Source organism: Ohtaekwangia sp. (genome assembly GCF_036568665.1).
Taxonomy (GTDB): Bacteria; Bacteroidota; Bacteroidia; order Cytophagales; family Cyclobacteriaceae; genus Ohtaekwangia.
The window spans coordinates 1-14675 of sequence record NZ_DATCSD010000329.1 but is presented as its reverse complement, the minus strand read 5'-3'; the positions used below and the strand labels follow the sequence as shown (position 1 = coordinate 14675).

At 42.3% G+C, this 14675-nt stretch carries 15 protein-coding genes; 3 read left to right on the top strand and 12 right to left on the bottom strand.

Annotated elements, in window-relative coordinates; translation table 11 throughout:
* Positions 1–16 precede the first annotated feature (16 nt).
* The 8 genes from VIN08_RS18435 to VIN08_RS18400 form a co-directional block, all read right to left on the bottom strand.
* Positions 17–445 (bottom strand): hypothetical protein, encoded by a 429-nt coding sequence (locus VIN08_RS18435; protein WP_331968003.1) that lies wholly within the window; start codon positions 443–445, stop codon positions 17–19.
* 89 nt (positions 446–534) lie between these two features.
* The gene (locus VIN08_RS18430; RefSeq protein WP_331968001.1) at positions 535–1677 is read right to left on the bottom strand and encodes an SMP-30/gluconolactonase/LRE family protein; all 1143 of its coding nucleotides are present in this window, start codon (positions 1675–1677) and stop codon (positions 535–537) included.
* A 113-nt stretch (positions 1678–1790) separates the two neighbouring features.
* Positions 1791–2231, bottom strand: coding sequence for a DUF2147 domain-containing protein (locus VIN08_RS18425; RefSeq protein WP_331967999.1), 441 nt, complete (start codon positions 2229–2231; stop codon positions 1791–1793).
* A gap of 40 nt (positions 2232–2271) precedes the next feature.
* Complete coding sequence (locus tag VIN08_RS18420; protein ID WP_331967997.1) at positions 2272–3087, bottom strand: oxidoreductase; 816 nt, start codon at positions 3085–3087, stop codon at positions 2272–2274.
* A gap of 625 nt (positions 3088–3712) precedes the next feature.
* Positions 3713–4672 (bottom strand): oxidoreductase, encoded by a 960-nt coding sequence (locus tag VIN08_RS18415; protein WP_331967995.1) that lies wholly within the window; start codon positions 4670–4672, stop codon positions 3713–3715.
* Positions 4673–5024: 352 nt separating this feature from the next.
* Positions 5025–6575: a GAF domain-containing protein gene (locus tag VIN08_RS18410; protein WP_331967993.1), complete on the bottom strand. Its 1551-nt coding sequence runs from the start codon at positions 6573–6575 to the stop codon at positions 5025–5027.
* Positions 6576–7686: 1111 nt separating this feature from the next.
* Positions 7687–8082 (bottom strand): (R)-mandelonitrile lyase, encoded by a 396-nt coding sequence (locus tag VIN08_RS18405; RefSeq protein ID WP_331967992.1) that lies wholly within the window; start codon positions 8080–8082, stop codon positions 7687–7689.
* 67 nt (positions 8083–8149) lie between these two features.
* Positions 8150–9250, bottom strand: coding sequence for an alpha/beta hydrolase (locus tag VIN08_RS18400; RefSeq protein ID WP_331967991.1), 1101 nt, complete (start codon positions 9248–9250; stop codon positions 8150–8152).
* 99 nt (positions 9251–9349) lie between these two features.
* Between VIN08_RS18400 and VIN08_RS18395 the strand changes: the two genes are divergently transcribed.
* From VIN08_RS18395 to VIN08_RS18385, 3 genes are read left to right on the top strand one after another with little or no spacing between them, the layout of a single operon-like run.
* On the top strand, positions 9350–9664 hold the full coding sequence (locus VIN08_RS18395) for a hypothetical protein (protein ID WP_331967989.1): 315 nt from the start codon (positions 9350–9352) through the stop codon (positions 9662–9664).
* A 5-nt stretch (positions 9665–9669) separates the two neighbouring features.
* Positions 9670–10551, top strand: coding sequence for a helix-turn-helix domain-containing protein (locus tag VIN08_RS18390; RefSeq protein WP_331967987.1), 882 nt, complete (start codon positions 9670–9672; stop codon positions 10549–10551).
* Between the two features lie 17 nt (positions 10552–10568).
* Entirely contained in the window at positions 10569–11126 is a 558-nt protein-coding gene (locus tag VIN08_RS18385; protein ID WP_331967985.1) for a DapH/DapD/GlmU-related protein, read from the top strand.
* A gap of 239 nt (positions 11127–11365) precedes the next feature.
* On the opposite strand, the gene VIN08_RS18380 is transcribed toward VIN08_RS18385, so the two are convergent.
* The 4 genes from VIN08_RS18380 to VIN08_RS18365 all read right to left on the bottom strand — a co-directional run.
* Positions 11366–12904 carry an alpha-L-fucosidase gene (locus tag VIN08_RS18380; protein ID WP_331967983.1) on the bottom strand — a complete coding sequence of 513 codons (1539 nt, stop codon included), beginning with the start codon at positions 12902–12904 and terminating at the stop codon, positions 11366–11368.
* A 34-nt stretch (positions 12905–12938) separates the two neighbouring features.
* On the bottom strand, positions 12939–13274 hold the full coding sequence (locus VIN08_RS18375; RefSeq protein WP_331967981.1) for an L-rhamnose mutarotase: 336 nt from the start codon (positions 13272–13274) through the stop codon (positions 12939–12941).
* An 11-nt stretch (positions 13275–13285) separates the two neighbouring features.
* Positions 13286–14302: a zinc-binding alcohol dehydrogenase family protein gene (locus VIN08_RS18370; protein ID WP_331968024.1), complete on the bottom strand. Its 1017-nt coding sequence runs from the start codon at positions 14300–14302 to the stop codon at positions 13286–13288.
* A gap of 34 nt (positions 14303–14336) precedes the next feature.
* Positions 14337–14675 (bottom strand): aldo/keto reductase (locus VIN08_RS18365; RefSeq protein ID WP_331967979.1); only part of this gene is annotated, 339 nt, incomplete at its 5' end.

The window sequence follows — 14675 nt, the reverse complement described above, 5'->3', positions numbered from 1 at the left end:
AGAGAGACTCCACAGGTCACAGGGAGAAGAGCATCAGGTGTCTTAAGTAATCCGACATTTCAGATTTTTTAACAAACCGTAACATCAGCACGCCACTGATTTCAATTGGCTTGTCTCGGACTCTCTTTCCAGGATGTGCCGGAAGTATATCTGACGGATTGTCCAGTTGGATATAAATCAGCGTTTTTCCGCCGAGATGTTTTTGCAACCTCTCTAAGTGATAATCAAAGAACCATTGCTCGGAAGCCGGTTCAACTGCTCCCATTTTTCTAATGTCGGCTACGAATTTGGCAGTATTAAGCTTGGAAAACTCCACCGAAGCGGCGGTGTTTATTTCTACGAATTGATCATGACTGGTGACTCGGTGGGTATACTCAAGAAACAATGCATCGAATAAAGGATTATAACGGATACGCGCATGAGCAAAGTAACTAGATGGCTTCATGTTCGATTCGTTTCGTTAAACCCTCTCGCTGCATGGACGCACATTGCTAGCGATACCTGCTAAACAAGACAACTGGTATATATATATATCTAATGTTTGAGCCTGTAAATATAATATGGTTTATTGTTAAGTAGCAGCTGCGGATCTGGTGCCAGCGCAAATTCACCCACGTAGCTGGGAATTGAGCTGTCTGTAAAATACAGAGAACTGTCGGGTGCCGTGGCAACGCCGTCTGCCCACAGTATTTCTTTTGAACGGGCCAGTGTCTTTAGTTCTTTCGTTACAGGATCAAAGGATACCAGGCCACCGTGCTCAACATCGGTAATAATTACATGGCCGGATTTATCAATTGTTATTCCATCACTCATTGGCTTCATGCTGATGGTCTCAATTTTCTTTGCCACCTGATCAGGTGTGAAATCCTTATTCAAAACATCGCTCAAGGGCACACGATATAAATGAGAACTTGTCATCGAAGCTATATATAGCCATTGTTGATCGTCACTAATTTCAATTCCGTCAATTCCAACAGCGAAATCCAGTAGACCGTACATGAGTCGGTATGGTTTACCATCCGTTGTTTGCAGACTCCAATTTTCAGGTTGAACGCTTGGGTCTCCATCAATAACGGTTCGGACGCTGTGATCATCCACGGAGAAGACAAGGAGTTGTGATGCCGTGAAGTGGAATATACCCGGATTGGGGAGGAGAACATACTTACCATCGCCGGTCACACGAATTTCTTCGGCATTTTGGGCAACGCCTTCGGGAAACTCGTAAGAATAGGCGACTTCTTTTGTTGTTAAGTCAAATGCCCAAATTCGGGTATGCTTGAAGTCGAATGTGGCCGGCTCAATGATCCAAAGCCTGTTTTGTTTATCGATGGTCAGACCAAAGCTGCCCTGGAATTGTTTTTGAAATTCCAGTGATGGGAACGGCGTGATCTGGCCATTGTACCACTCAAATAACGTCGCGTTTGAAAATCTGGTTGGTCTTGTCAGCGGATGATAGTTGAAATACACGTGACCATTTTGACCCACGGCCAGGTTACCTGGCGGATAGGGAAGTGTTATTACCTTTTCAAGCTTTCCTCCACTGGCTATATTTTCAGCTCCTATATCTGGATATACCTCGCCAGTGCCGTACAATACTTTTACGATCATCAAACCAATGAGAATGACTCCCAACAAGGCGGGCGCGATTCTTAGAAAAATAAAGCGTACAATTTTCATTATATTATATACCCCGTTTTAAATATTTCGATAATTGCTGGCAATATAAATCGGCCCGTCCCTGCAGGAAGTTTCAAACACACTTGCCGCTCAATGTTTGATGATATCTTTAACTATGGATTATATGGATGAAATGCAGCGGTCTGTCCGAGTAATGAAACCCCCAGGTAGCCGCGCAGGTATAGCTTGCCATGTTCGGTCCAGGCCTTACATTTATAGGTGTCCCCCGATGGCGGATTGTAAATTCTTCCGTCCGTATACTCTTCTCCGTCCCATTTCAATCCTGTTAAACTCACAATCCCTATGATGCTTCGGGAGCGTAGTTTTTCGTCAGGATTCTTAGTGTCCTTTTTAGAAGTTTTGCCATCGCTCTCTACGATTTGATCACCCCATAACAATCGTGCTTGATATTCATCTCCGGATTTGAAAAATTCCATTCTCACGTCCTTTTTATCCGATTCCCATTTGCCCAGGATATCACTTTCCTTTGGTTGTCCCTTAACATGGGCCGCCACTACAAAGACCAGTGTCGTGGCAATACTTAAGATTTTCATACTGTCTAAATTTGATATTTCATTACTGACTGCCTGATAGCTACATTTGGCTCATGACGATTGCATCAAATAGTCGGTCTCCCAGATACGTCCTCATCCACACCATGGGCTTAGCAAACTTTCCAACTCTATAGCGAGTTTTCGGATTTTTGGAACGCACGATTTTGCTCACTGCATCGGCAATCACAGACGGTTTCGAAGAGCTATTACCTTCCCCAGCTTTTCGGGTGCCTTCCTCTATTTTATTCATCATTTGCGCATAGGCGCTTTTTTTGGAAATTTTCGCGAAGTTGTCGATCAATACCGAGCCAAATTCCGTGGCGATAAATCCAGGTTCCAGGACGACAACTTTAATATTGAACTGCTTCAATTCCAGGCGAAGACAATCGCTCAATCCTTCAACAGCGTGTTTGCTGGCATGATACCATGCGCCCATTGGGAAATACATTTTACCTCCCATGGAAGACGTGTTGATGATCAAACCCGATTTTGAACGGCGCATATAAGGAACTACGGTTTGCGTCATGGCTGCCAAACCGAATACATTTACTTCCATCTGTCTTCTTGCCTCTTCTAAAGTCACATCTTCCACTGAACCATAAAGACCATAGCCGGCGTTATTCCAAAGCACATCAATCTTGCCTTCGTTAGCGATAATTGTATCGACCACTATCTGTATGTCCGATTCATTGGTTATATCCATTTGCATGGGGACACCGCCAATGGATTTCAAATCCTGCATTTGATCAATTCTTCGTGCTACCGCGTAAACCTTATGACCTTCCAGAATCAGTTTTTTTGCGGCTTCCTTACCCATCCCAGAACTTGCTCCAGTTATCAAGATGACCTTTTTCATTTCTTTTCATTTTGTTTACCCTACAAAGGTCTCCGGATTCCTTAGGATGGACTAACACAAATCCGGGATAGTTATACACTTATCCTCTTTTGAAAGTGCTGTCGGCTTTTAAGTTTTTTAATAGGTTTACGCGTCAGCCCATGCGTAGCAAATGGAAAAGCACAAGATCAAACGTGTAGTAGCATGCTGATTGCACTGCTATAGACCAATAATATACTGCCGTTTTGAGAAGCGTGTATAAATGTAGGAAGGGCCCGGTAAAGTGTTACCTCGAAGTATAGAATATTAAATGTTTACAGATATATACTTACCGGTATATACTTAAGCCTTTCATTAGGGATCGTGTTCCATTATTTTGAGCATTTCACAAATATAGACCTGACACATAACGCGATTGTTCTCAAGCAATAAATAAATCGTGAGTGGAAGCGGTTCCCGAAAGATCTCGTTATTCGGGAACCGCTCGTTTATCCAATTGCCAGTCCTATACTTTATCTCTATTGCCTTATGGCCGAAGGCTATAGGAAACCCAATGACATAGAGATCAAGGAACACTTCATTTGCTTACCAAGATCAGAAACGTTAACCGGGTATTGTTGATGAAATGACCCGTTCGAAGAACGGTTTATTTTACCTGGCTCATCACCATCCAGTCATAAAATTTATCGCCAAATGTGTTTCTCATCCCGATCAGTAATTTGCCATTCTTGCCTTTTACATACCGGGTCTTGGGATGTTTCTTCGTGATTGCCTTCTCTACAATTTTTGCAATGACAACAGGCTCTGACATCTTGGGCAGAGGGGCTTTGGATATTGGCCCAAAGAGATGCCCGTAAGCTGAGTTCGGAGCATATTTTTTCCCATACTCACCCGATACATTATAGAAATTTGTATTGATAAATCCTGGTTCAATAATTACTACACCAATTCCAAACTCTTTTACTTCTATTCGCAAGCAATCAAGCCAACCTTCCAGGGCATGTTTTGAAGCTATATACCAGGAGGCGAGCGGAAAATAAATTTTACCACCCATAGAAGTTGTATTGATAATGCGTCCAGACTTTTGCGCTCTCATATAAGGCAAAACAGCTTGAACCATTCTTACATAACCAAAGACATTAACCTCCATGAGCTTATGTGCGTCTTCCATGCTGGTTTCTTCGGCTGTTCCCATGATTCCAAATCCAGCATTGTTATAGAGTATATCTATTCTGCCTTGCTCTTTAATAACCCTGTCAACACTGGCTTTTACTTGCTCTTCGTTCGTGACATCTAATGCAAGTGAGTGTCCACCGATCGAATCCAAATATTTATTTTTTTCAACTTGAATATCACCGCCATAGACAATGTACCCTTTCGAAACTAGCAATTGACAAGTTGCTTTTCCAATACCGGATGCAGAACCAGTAACTACTACAACTTTTTTATCATGCGCCTGTGCATGAACTGTTTTGAAGCTAACGACAGACAAAGTCAGCGTCAGTAGTAAAATGACTGCGCGGACGTTGTATTTTTTTTGGATTTGCTTCCTTGGTTTCTTTTCCATTCCCGAACTGGTGCCGGTGATTAAGATGACTTTTTTCATATTGTTTTCATTTTAAACTATAGGCCAAAATTGAAGCATTTAGCGCCGCTGCATTAACACAAATGCTGGATACTTGTACACTTTTCCTGTACCAGTATTGCTAATCTGTTTTTTGACCTCTGTGAAAAATGTTTGAAATACGATCAATCTTATTAAGCCCACATTCCTGGCTCCTATACTTTAAAACATTCATTGCCATAGAAATGGGAAGTAGAAAAATTGGATAGAGGAGATGTTGAGAGAACAATCACATCACATAGAAGAGTGGCTTGGTATACTTACGCGTTTGATATAGTCATGCAACCACTGATATATATATCAGTGGTTGCATGCAATTGCTGCCAGTCAGCATTTATTCAGTTTGCTTCCGCATCATGGCTTCCTGAGTAGCAACCAATTCTTCCATATTCTGCCGAAGTTCTTCTTCGGTGGCACGCATTTCTTCTGCTTGTTGCTGTGAAGCATTGAGCAGCGTTTTCATTTTTTCAGTTGTACGTGCACTTTGCAACGCAGACGCAATAAATTCCCCGGCTTTCTCAATAAAGAGTATCTGATGCTCTTTGAATGTCTCAAGGCCAGCGATCTCGATTATAGCTTCTGTCTTATCGTTATATTTCATAGGAACAATCAAAACACAACTCGGTGTAGTTTCGCCCATACCCGATGTAATATAGGTATAGCCTTGGGGAAGTTTAGTGAGAAGAGTTGTTCTTCCCTCCAGAAAAGTCTGACCTACCAGACCTACCCCAATGTCTATTTTTCGTTCCACAAATTTCTTTCGATCATATGCATAGCAAGCTATAAGCTCTAAGTATTCATCTTGTTTATTGCTTCCTCTCAAAACAAACAGGCCGCCCTGGAGAGCTCCCATATATTTAGTCAAAAAACTTACTATCATATCTGCCAGGCCTTTCGAGTCGCTCTGAGTATTTGTTACGAGTTCTGAAATTCTATTCAGACCTTCATTACTCCAAAGCCTTATGTTCTCTTCACTTTTAATTTGTTTGAGTTGATCTCTCATCAGGGTAAGGCGGCCGGCGAGACTAGTTTCATTGAAGCTCTTATTTTCATCATTTAACGCTGCCCATTTAGTTTCATAGTTGCCGCTGGTAATATGCTCTATAAATTTATTTGCATACTGCAAGTTCCGAATGGAATGTTCGATCACTTCTTGTTGACTCTTGAAATGCGTAGCGGTACCAGGGTTAAAAACATACTTTCGGTTATTCTCGTCCAGTTCGGTTAACAAACTCTGCCTGCCCTTGCTATCGTTTCGCATTTTAACAACAATATAGACTAGTGTGGGAAAGCTTATAACTACTAATATAAGCTGCAAGTAAAAATTATTCCTTACGGCTAACTGATAGCTTTCTTCGGCAGCGAGACTTTTGCTTTCTTCAATAGCAGAAATTTTGGTGGCAATTTCCTGTGATTGAGCCCAGACAATCATACCGCGATCTTCCGATAACATACGTTTAAATGTCTCCGCACTATCCACATCGACCATCGCTACCATTTTTAAAGAGAAGTCGACATAATCTTGAAAAGTCTCCTCCAGCTTTTCTAAGCCCGATATATCTTGTCCTCCACTATCCAATCTATGTTCCAAAAGTTTGAAATGAGGCCAGAGCTGCTTGATGGCGTTGTAGGTTGAATTTAGCATCTCACGCTTTTTGGTGATACCATACGCTCTTACTCCCAAGTCGATGCAATTCAAATAGGTTGAAAAACGCTCCATGTCATTTATTGTCGCATCAGCCTCTTCTCGGATGCGGATGTTCTCAACAATGGTCTCTTTATTTTTGAAAGTCAAAACAATGTTTACCGCCAATAGCATAGCTATCAGACTTATTGAAAGTACAACTATGTTTTCCTTAATGTATTGCCCAATACGCTCTCTCATAAAACCTGCTCTAATTTTTGTACATGTATATATGATCAATCTCGTAAGGTGTGGATGCCTGACTGATCGATTTTAATCGAGCAAATGTCAGTTGATCGGGAAGAGATGGTTAACACAAATGCAGGAAAGTTATACACTTATTCCTTATGCTATTTCAAAATTTAACAGATACGTAAAGAGAATGAGGTACATGAAATGGGTGATGATTTTATGAGTAATTTTTGATAAGACAATGAACTTTCATTTCTCTCTAAGCTGAAACAATAGCGACATATAGGTATATATACTTAGAGGTAGACACGATTATGACTATGTCTAGCAAAGCGTTGATTGTCGGTGACTCACACTATATATAAGCATTAATTCAGCATCTTCTGGAGCAAAATGGATGTAACGTTGTTGAGCGTGCGACAAACCCCATGGAGCGATGAATATCGCTATAGGACTTCACCGGGATTTAATTATCCTCGATAATATACCACAGATGTGAATGGGAGAGAGGTACTTGCCATATTTCAATCAAAAGATCTGGAATACGGACAACTGGTATATAAAGTATATTATATATAATGTACTTGGGTTGCGACTTAAGTCAATTTATCCTATATCTGCTTTCTTACTATATACGTTGATTCATTTTTGGTCGGAATGGACTCGCCGAGCACTGCGGCGCAAGATCAGTTGGTATATATAGGGTGTATAGCGATAACCGGAGGGTGCCTCTATTGATATATGGATTGTGTTGGAGCACGCAGTGGCGTGTGTTTAAGTGATTCTTTCAAGCAACTATTTTGAGGCGCTGTATTGGAGCTCATGTATAGTCTGTTGAATTTTTCAGAAAATCTATTTGGACGTTTCAGTAAAGTATCGCTTTTGTGGGGCAGCGACTTTTGTAGTATAATTTCAATAATGGGATGACAAATACAGTTTACTTACGGGCGCTTCGCCGGAATTGGCAAAGCGACTGCAGTATTTTTGGCGCAAAGCGACTATAAGGTATATGGCGCTGCGCGAAGGATTGAGAATATGCAAGATTGAAAGAGTAGGGGATCAAATCGATGGTGATGGATCTCACGCAAGAGTAGCCATATACTATCCCGTTTTTAATCCTCTACTTTTTGTATTGTTCATCAGTAACCTTCTCCATCCAATCCACCACTTTCCCATTGAAATTTTCTTGAATGGCGATATGACTCATCGCTACTGTGGCGGAAGCACCATGCCAGTGTTTTTCATTGGCATCGAACCACACGACATCACCGGGCCTGATCTCTTGAACAGGGCCACCTTCTTTCTGCACCCATCCCACACCAGAAACTACAATGAGTGTTTGTCCGAGTGGGTGCGTATGCCACGCTGTGCGTGCTCCGGGTTCGAAGGTTACCAGCGCAGCGGCTGCGCGTCTGGATTCATTGGGATTGAAAAGCGGATCGATCCGCACAGTGCCAGTGAACCAATCTTCAGGACCTTTGCCTGATGGTTGACTTCCTAATCGCGTTATCTCCATCTCTTCATGATTTAATTGTTTGACATGTGTAGATCTGCTGTCACTGGCTCTTGTGCGGCTTAGCTGATTATTTTCCTTCGGACGATTTCACCTTTTCACTCGCTGTTGACTCGCCTTTCAGATTGTCCTTGAAAAACGTTTCAAGTTTATCGAACGGAATCACGTCAAGTTTGTCGTACAAGTCCACGTGAACTGCATTTGGGATAATCACCAATTCTTTCGGCTCAGAAGCCATTTTATAAATGTCGTCTGTGAAATATCTTGAGTGAGCATTTGCGCCAGCAATGAGCAGTATTGGTCTCGGCGATATTTCTTTCAGGTAAGTCAGCAAAGGCATATTCATAAACGAGAGAGCACTCGTTAATCTCCAACCTTTTGTTGAATTTACTGAACGCTCATGATACCCTCGCGGAGTTTTGTAATAATTGAAATAATCCACTACAAATTGTGGCTCGTTGCCTGTTAGCTTTTCTGGCAAGTGAGATGGAGGATATGCCGGTTCACCTGTTTCCGCATCTTTCCATCTTTGTTGATTCAAGTCTTCCAAGATTTTTGAGCGCTGCTCAAGTGTAACCGCATCATTATATCCTTTTGAAATTACCCTTGTCATATCATACATACTTGTGGTGGCAACTGCTTTTATTCTCTTGTCTATTGCAGCAGCGTTTAAAGCCATTCCTCCAAATCCACAAATACCAATAACGCCGATTCTGTTTCTGTCGATATTTTTCTGCAGTCCGAGAAAATCTATGGCTGCGCTGAAATCTTCCGTATTAATATCAGGAGAAGCTACGTTACGCGGCTCACCGTTACTCTCTCCGGTATATGAGGCATCGAATGCCAATGCTGCGAAGCCACGCGCCGCCATTGTCTGAGCATACAGTCCGGATGATTGCTCTTTGACCGCGCCAAATGGACCACTGATTGCAAGCGCTGGCAGAGCTTTACCATCTAAACCCTTTGGAAGGTATAGATCCCCTGCCAAGGTTATTCCGTACCGATTTTTGAAGGAGACTTTTTTTCGTGTGACCTTATCGCTTAACTCAAAAGTGTAGTGATCCTTTTGCGCTGCCGTTTCTTTCTTTCGATTTTCCTTGGTGTCACTCTGTGAATAGGCTTGTCCTACAACCATGAGTGACACAGCCGCCAATGTTGATATTGCTTTCATAATTTATTTGATTTACTTACTCAAAATAACGCGGGCTAGCCAAGGAAAGGGTAAAGAAAATCAAACCGATAATTAAGAGATTCAAACCTTGCTCCCTTGATGGAAGCGCCTATAGAACCTAAAAATGTCTTTCCAGTTCAAGATTCAGTATTTTCACCAATGATCGCTCATTTAAATCGAGTTGAGGGCGACCAAGCGCGAAGAAGGCAACACTTTGGGACAAGTTTGATTATCTTAAGAATGTATTTGAATTTCTTAATTCTCGCTTGTGTTATAGGGATACCTTTGTTGTGTAAATCAGTGGACGATGAGATGGATATTGACTTTGATAAAGCGCGCAATTGCGTGGGCGGAAGAGCAGGCATCGTTTCCTTGTCTCAGTGTGACAAAGGCGCTACCAAAACCAAAAAGTAAATGACATGGAGAAGAAAGTGAAACATCGCTCAGTTTCGGCTTTCAACACTGAGCTCAAACTAAAAGGTTTTAATGTTTTTCAGATTGAAGAAGATGCGAATGGCGTCCGCGACTACAGCCGAAAAGATTTTTACAAAATTTGCCTCACAACGGGTGAGAGTCTGATAAACTACTCGGACCGCAGCTTCCTGATGAAAGGCACAATTTTATTTTTCGCCAATCCGAATATTCCTTATTCATGGGAGACTATTTCCAAGAGTTATGTGGGATATGCATGTCTATTCTCCGAAGATTTCTACAAACCTTCCGACCGCACTGAGAGTTTACAACAATCGCCACTTTTTAAAATTGGAGGCACGCCCATTTTTGAAATCAATGAAGGAAAACGCGGGTTCCTTAACGGCATTTTCCAAAAAATGATGGAGGAGCAAAGCACGAGCTATACTTTCAAAGACGATCTCATTCGTAACTATATCAACCTGATCATACACGAGGCATTGAAACTTCAGCCCACCGAAAACTTTGATCATGTGAAAAATGCCGCCCACAGAGTTACGAATGTATTTCTCGAATTACTGGAAAGGCAATTTCCAATCGAAAGCACAAGTCGACCCCTTAAATTGAGGACGGCACAAGACTATGCCACTGCTTTGAGTCTACATGTCAACTATCTGAATCGTGCAGTGAAGGAAACAACTGGAAAGTCAACCACCACGCACATCATGGAAAGAATCGCGAACGAAGCCAAGGCATTGCTTCTTCATACAGACTGGAATGTCGCCGACATAGGCTACGCACTTGGCTTCGAGTACCCAACGTATTTTAATAATTTTTTTAAGCGCGTCACTGGAACAAACCCCACTTCCATTCGACCATCTGAGGTCTGAACAATTAGCTTACTTCAATGCAAAAGGATACAAATATTTTCGAGCGAATGCTCGCCGGAGGAATAATTCGCAATGATGAAATGGGCGAAGTCTGGGAGGTCGTTTTTCGTACTCAGCGATTATCACCGGCGTTGAATGCTTCCACCACAATTGATGAGATGCGTGAACGCTTGAGTGAAATCATAGATAACAAAATCGACAAAAGCACAATTGTGTTCGTGCCATTTCACACGAATTTTGGCAAACATATAAAGCTTGGCAAGAACGTGTTCATCAATCATGCTTGTTCATTTCTTGACCAGGGTGGAATTACAATTGAGGATGATGTTTTGATTGGGCCGAAGGTAAATCTTATCACGGAGAATCACCCTGTAGATCCTACGAAAAGAAAGTACATGGACTTAAAAGCTGTTCATATTAAACGAAATGCCTGGATCGGTGCCGGCGCGACAATACTACCTGGAGTGACTGTAGGGGAAAATTCAATTGTGGCTGCAGGTGCTGTTGTTAATAAAGATGTCCCCGATAATTCTATCGTTGGCGGTATTCCAGCGAAAATTCTCAAGACTATATAAATGTGCGGAGTTCATACTTTACCACGACTTTAACATCGGAATTAATATTTAATGGTGTCTTATAATATTTGCACCCTATATATATAGCATGAGGCACTTTTAATTTTTGATTCATGGACATGGTTGAGAATAATTTACCCATGCATCCATGAGTTTTATATTGATCTTCCCTATGCCTTAGAGTATAGGGAAGATCAGATATACTTACTCCGTGCTTGTTGGAACGTTGCCTCTTTATACTATTCGAACTCAACCCTGAATACCGTTGCGAACTCATCCATTTTCGCTGCATCTGGTGTTTGCAATGTGAGTTTTTTTTCTGCCTGCGACCATTTCAGTTCTGCATCGCTGCCTACTACTGAAACACGTTTTACGTGTCGATCTATATCGGTTCGGATTTCAAGAGAAGCATTAGGGGTTGGGAGTCCAAGGGAGTATATATACATATACTTATTATCCTTCGATACAGTGAAACGAATATCATTTTTGCCATACTTTATAGTTGCTGATTGTCCACCGAAGTGGCCTTTGTCAATTGTTGCGTCTCCATAACCATAGATCGAATAGGCCCGCGTTTCATACACGGCTTCTTTATGCTTGCTGATCCATTGTCCTATAGAAGCCAGAATGCTGCGTTGTTCTGTGTTGATCGTGCCATCAGCCATAGGAGATATATTCAGTAATACGATACCTTTCTTGCTCCATACATCGATCATGTTTCGGATAACCAGTGAAGGTTCTTTATAAGTTTGTCCGTTGATGTAACACCAGCTATCATGACTTAACGTAATATCGGTTAGCCAGTAATCTTTGGATATATCTGTTTTTCCGCCTTGCTCAATATCCAGTATACCTACATTAGCCGGTAAGTCTTCCTGTTTATAGGCAACAATAGGATGCTGCCCGCGTGCAGTAGCCGCGTTGAAGTGATGTGCCACCATTTTCTGTCGGTAGTTCTCCGGAATGCGATCCAGCCATGAGTCAAACCAGATGATGTCCGGTGCATAGTTGTCAACCACCTCGTTTACCTGGTTCAGCCAGTAATCAAGAAATTCGTCTTCAGGCATGTTGCCATACAATAGCCTCAGCTTGGGATCTGTTGTTGATGTGATATAGTCTGGATGATAGGGGAAGTGACTATCGTCTCCGGGATCCGGTGTGTTCTGCGCCCATTTAGAAGAGTCCTGCGCATACCGCTGCAGTAATCTTTCGTGGTGAAAGGTCGCGATAGTCTTCATGTTGTTGCGCTTGAGCTCGGCAAACAATTCACCCAGTATATCTTTCTTCGGGCCCATCGCTTTTGCATTCCACGGGTTTAGTTTACTATCCCACATGGCAAAGCCATCATGATGCTGCGCGACAGGGCCGGCAAATTGTGCTCCGGAATTTCTGAACAACTCGGCCCATTCTTTAGCATCGAAGTGCTCCCCGGTAAACATCGGTATAAAATCATGATAGTTGAATTGCGCGACCGGCCCAAAAGTTTTCTGATGATGTTCAAATATATCTCCGCCCCAATCTTTTCGCCCCGGCACATACATCCATCGCGGATACCACTCGGAACCGTAAGCAGGCACACTATAAACACCCCAGTGAAAATATATACCGAACTTTGCATCCTTGAACCATTCGGGTTCTCTTTCAATCTTCGAGAGCGACTCCCATGTTTCTTCAAAGTTTACTTTCGGGTCTGGTGCTTTTGTATCTGATCCTTTCTTGCACGAAGCAAGCGCGGTGCCTAATATTAAAATTAAAAACAGACGATTTACTTTTATCATAATACGTTACGTTGTTAGCTGCAGTATATATATACTATAAATGAAAGATCTGATTCATGATGATCCACTTTTCCCCGTTTTTTGCCCACGGCAATGGCTGCTGAAATTTCCACATCAGCTGTTCCCACTCCTGAACTTTAGGATTGCTCTCATCCATAGCTGCTTTGCTTTCGAAGCTAAAGTTATCGTCTGTCTCCATGATCATGAACAGCCGATTTCCTGTTCTGTAAATCTCCATGTTGCTGATGCCCGAGTCTGTAATACTTTTCGTGATGGCGGGCCATGCATTTTCTTTTTTGTGCCAATCTTCATATTGAGCAATTAATTCCGGATCATCTACCAGGTCCAGAGCCAAACAGTATTTTTTCATTTTATTTAGGTTCAGGCTATTTCTACCATTGCTTTTATAACACGATAATCAGGGTTCAACCATTTTTGGAATTCATCTTTAACCTGATCAAAATTTACCCGGTGGGTTATAAAAATGGTTGGATCGATTTCTTTTCTTTTAATGAGGGAGATCACATACTCGAAATCAGCTCGTGTGGCATTTCTGCTGCTCATGAGCGTTGCTTCCCGTTTGTGAAACTCCGGGTGACTGAAAGATATATCGCCCTTCTGCAGACCGATCAAAATATAGCGTGCTCCATGCGACATATACTGAAAAGCATTATTGATAGCTTTTAGATTTCCGGTGGCGTCCATTACAACGGTTGGCATATCACCATTCGTAATGGTTTTCAGCTTCTCCATAACATCATCATCTATAGCGTTGATGATGTGCTCTACCTTCAACGTTTCTTTGCAGAATCTTAATCGATCATTGTTGGTGTCGAGCGCAATTACATGACCTCCTGCGGCACGCACAAACTCCATCGTACCTAGTCCTATAGGTCCTGCACCGACTACCAAAACAAATTCATCTTTTGCTACCGCTGCTCTCCGCACGGCATGTGCACCAATGGCGAGCGGTTCCACTAAAGCCAAAGCGTCCATGCTCAGACCTTCGCCATGAACCAGCGCGTATGCTGGCACAGAATAATATTCAGCCATGCCACCATGCTGATGAACACCACATACTTTGATTCTAACACATGCATTTTGTTTTCCTCTACGGCAGGCGATACACTCACCACAAGAGAAGTAGGGTATAAATGTGACAATTTCGCCAATCGAAAAACCCGGGCAATCTTCAGCTGAAACTATCTCGCCTGCGAGTTCATGACCTAAAATGCGCGGATATTCAAAATAAGGTTGCGTGCCTTCAAAGGCATGTAAGTCGGTTCCGCAAATGCCGATCCTCCGGATTTTTACAATGGCATGTCCTGGCGCAGGCGTTGGTTGCGCTGCATCTATATAGTTGAACTCACCGGGTTTTGTGCAGACTAATGTTTTCATCATGGTTGTTGTATTGTCTTAAGTATATAATTGGCTACTGCACTGCGAACGTAAAGTCCACATCTATCAGATTTCTATTTTTCAGTTCGCTCCAAAATGGCGTGGGAATAGTTGTTTCTGCCATGGCCAGATTGGACCGCACGCGTGAAGCATCGGTGGTATTTAATGCTATACTTTTTACGCCCGGCACATGGAGCGCAAACTGTACACAGGCTTGTGCAGGAGTTATATCGAATTGATTGCATACGGCAAAGAAATCCTCACGCCATTTGAAAAGTGCATCACTTTGTATACTCCCTTTTTCAACGAGGCGATAGTCGAAATAATTACTTCCTACAAGAAAGCCTGAATGAAATACCGCTGAGTTAATAAC

What these genes read in the sequence shown, in the direction of transcription:
- VIN08_RS18435 (WP_331968003.1), bottom strand. Translation starts at nt 445, where the DNA reads ATGAAGCCATCTAGTTACTTTGCTCATGCGCGTATCCGTTATAATCCT.
- VIN08_RS18430 (WP_331968001.1), bottom strand. Translation starts at nt 1,677, where the DNA reads ATGAAAATTGTACGCTTTATTTTTCTAAGAATCGCGCCCGCCTTGTTG.
- VIN08_RS18425 (WP_331967999.1), bottom strand. Translation starts at nt 2,231, where the DNA reads ATGAAAATCTTAAGTATTGCCACGACACTGGTCTTTGTAGTGGCGGCC.
- VIN08_RS18420 (WP_331967997.1), bottom strand. Translation starts at nt 3,087, where the DNA reads ATGAAAAAGGTCATCTTGATAACTGGAGCAAGTTCTGGGATGGGTAAG.
- VIN08_RS18415 (WP_331967995.1), bottom strand. Translation starts at nt 4,672, where the DNA reads ATGAAAAAAGTCATCTTAATCACCGGCACCAGTTCGGGAATGGAAAAG.
- VIN08_RS18410 (WP_331967993.1), bottom strand. Translation starts at nt 6,575, where the DNA reads ATGAGAGAGCGTATTGGGCAATACATTAAGGAAAACATAGTTGTACTT.
- VIN08_RS18405 (WP_331967992.1), bottom strand. Translation starts at nt 8,082, where the DNA reads ATGGAGATAACGCGATTAGGAAGTCAACCATCAGGCAAAGGTCCTGAA.
- VIN08_RS18400 (WP_331967991.1), bottom strand. Translation starts at nt 9,250, where the DNA reads ATGAAAGCAATATCAACATTGGCGGCTGTGTCACTCATGGTTGTAGGA.
- VIN08_RS18395 (WP_331967989.1), top strand. Translation starts at nt 9,350, where the DNA reads ATGGAAGCGCCTATAGAACCTAAAAATGTCTTTCCAGTTCAAGATTCA.
- VIN08_RS18390 (WP_331967987.1), top strand. Translation starts at nt 9,670, where the DNA reads ATGGAGAAGAAAGTGAAACATCGCTCAGTTTCGGCTTTCAACACTGAG.
- VIN08_RS18385 (WP_331967985.1), top strand. Translation starts at nt 10,569, where the DNA reads ATGCAAAAGGATACAAATATTTTCGAGCGAATGCTCGCCGGAGGAATA.
- VIN08_RS18380 (WP_331967983.1), bottom strand. Translation starts at nt 12,904, where the DNA reads ATGATAAAAGTAAATCGTCTGTTTTTAATTTTAATATTAGGCACCGCG.
- VIN08_RS18375 (WP_331967981.1), bottom strand. Translation starts at nt 13,274, where the DNA reads ATGAAAAAATACTGTTTGGCTCTGGACCTGGTAGATGATCCGGAATTA.
- VIN08_RS18370 (WP_331968024.1), bottom strand. Translation starts at nt 14,302, where the DNA reads ATGAAAACATTAGTCTGCACAAAACCCGGTGAGTTCAACTATATAGAT.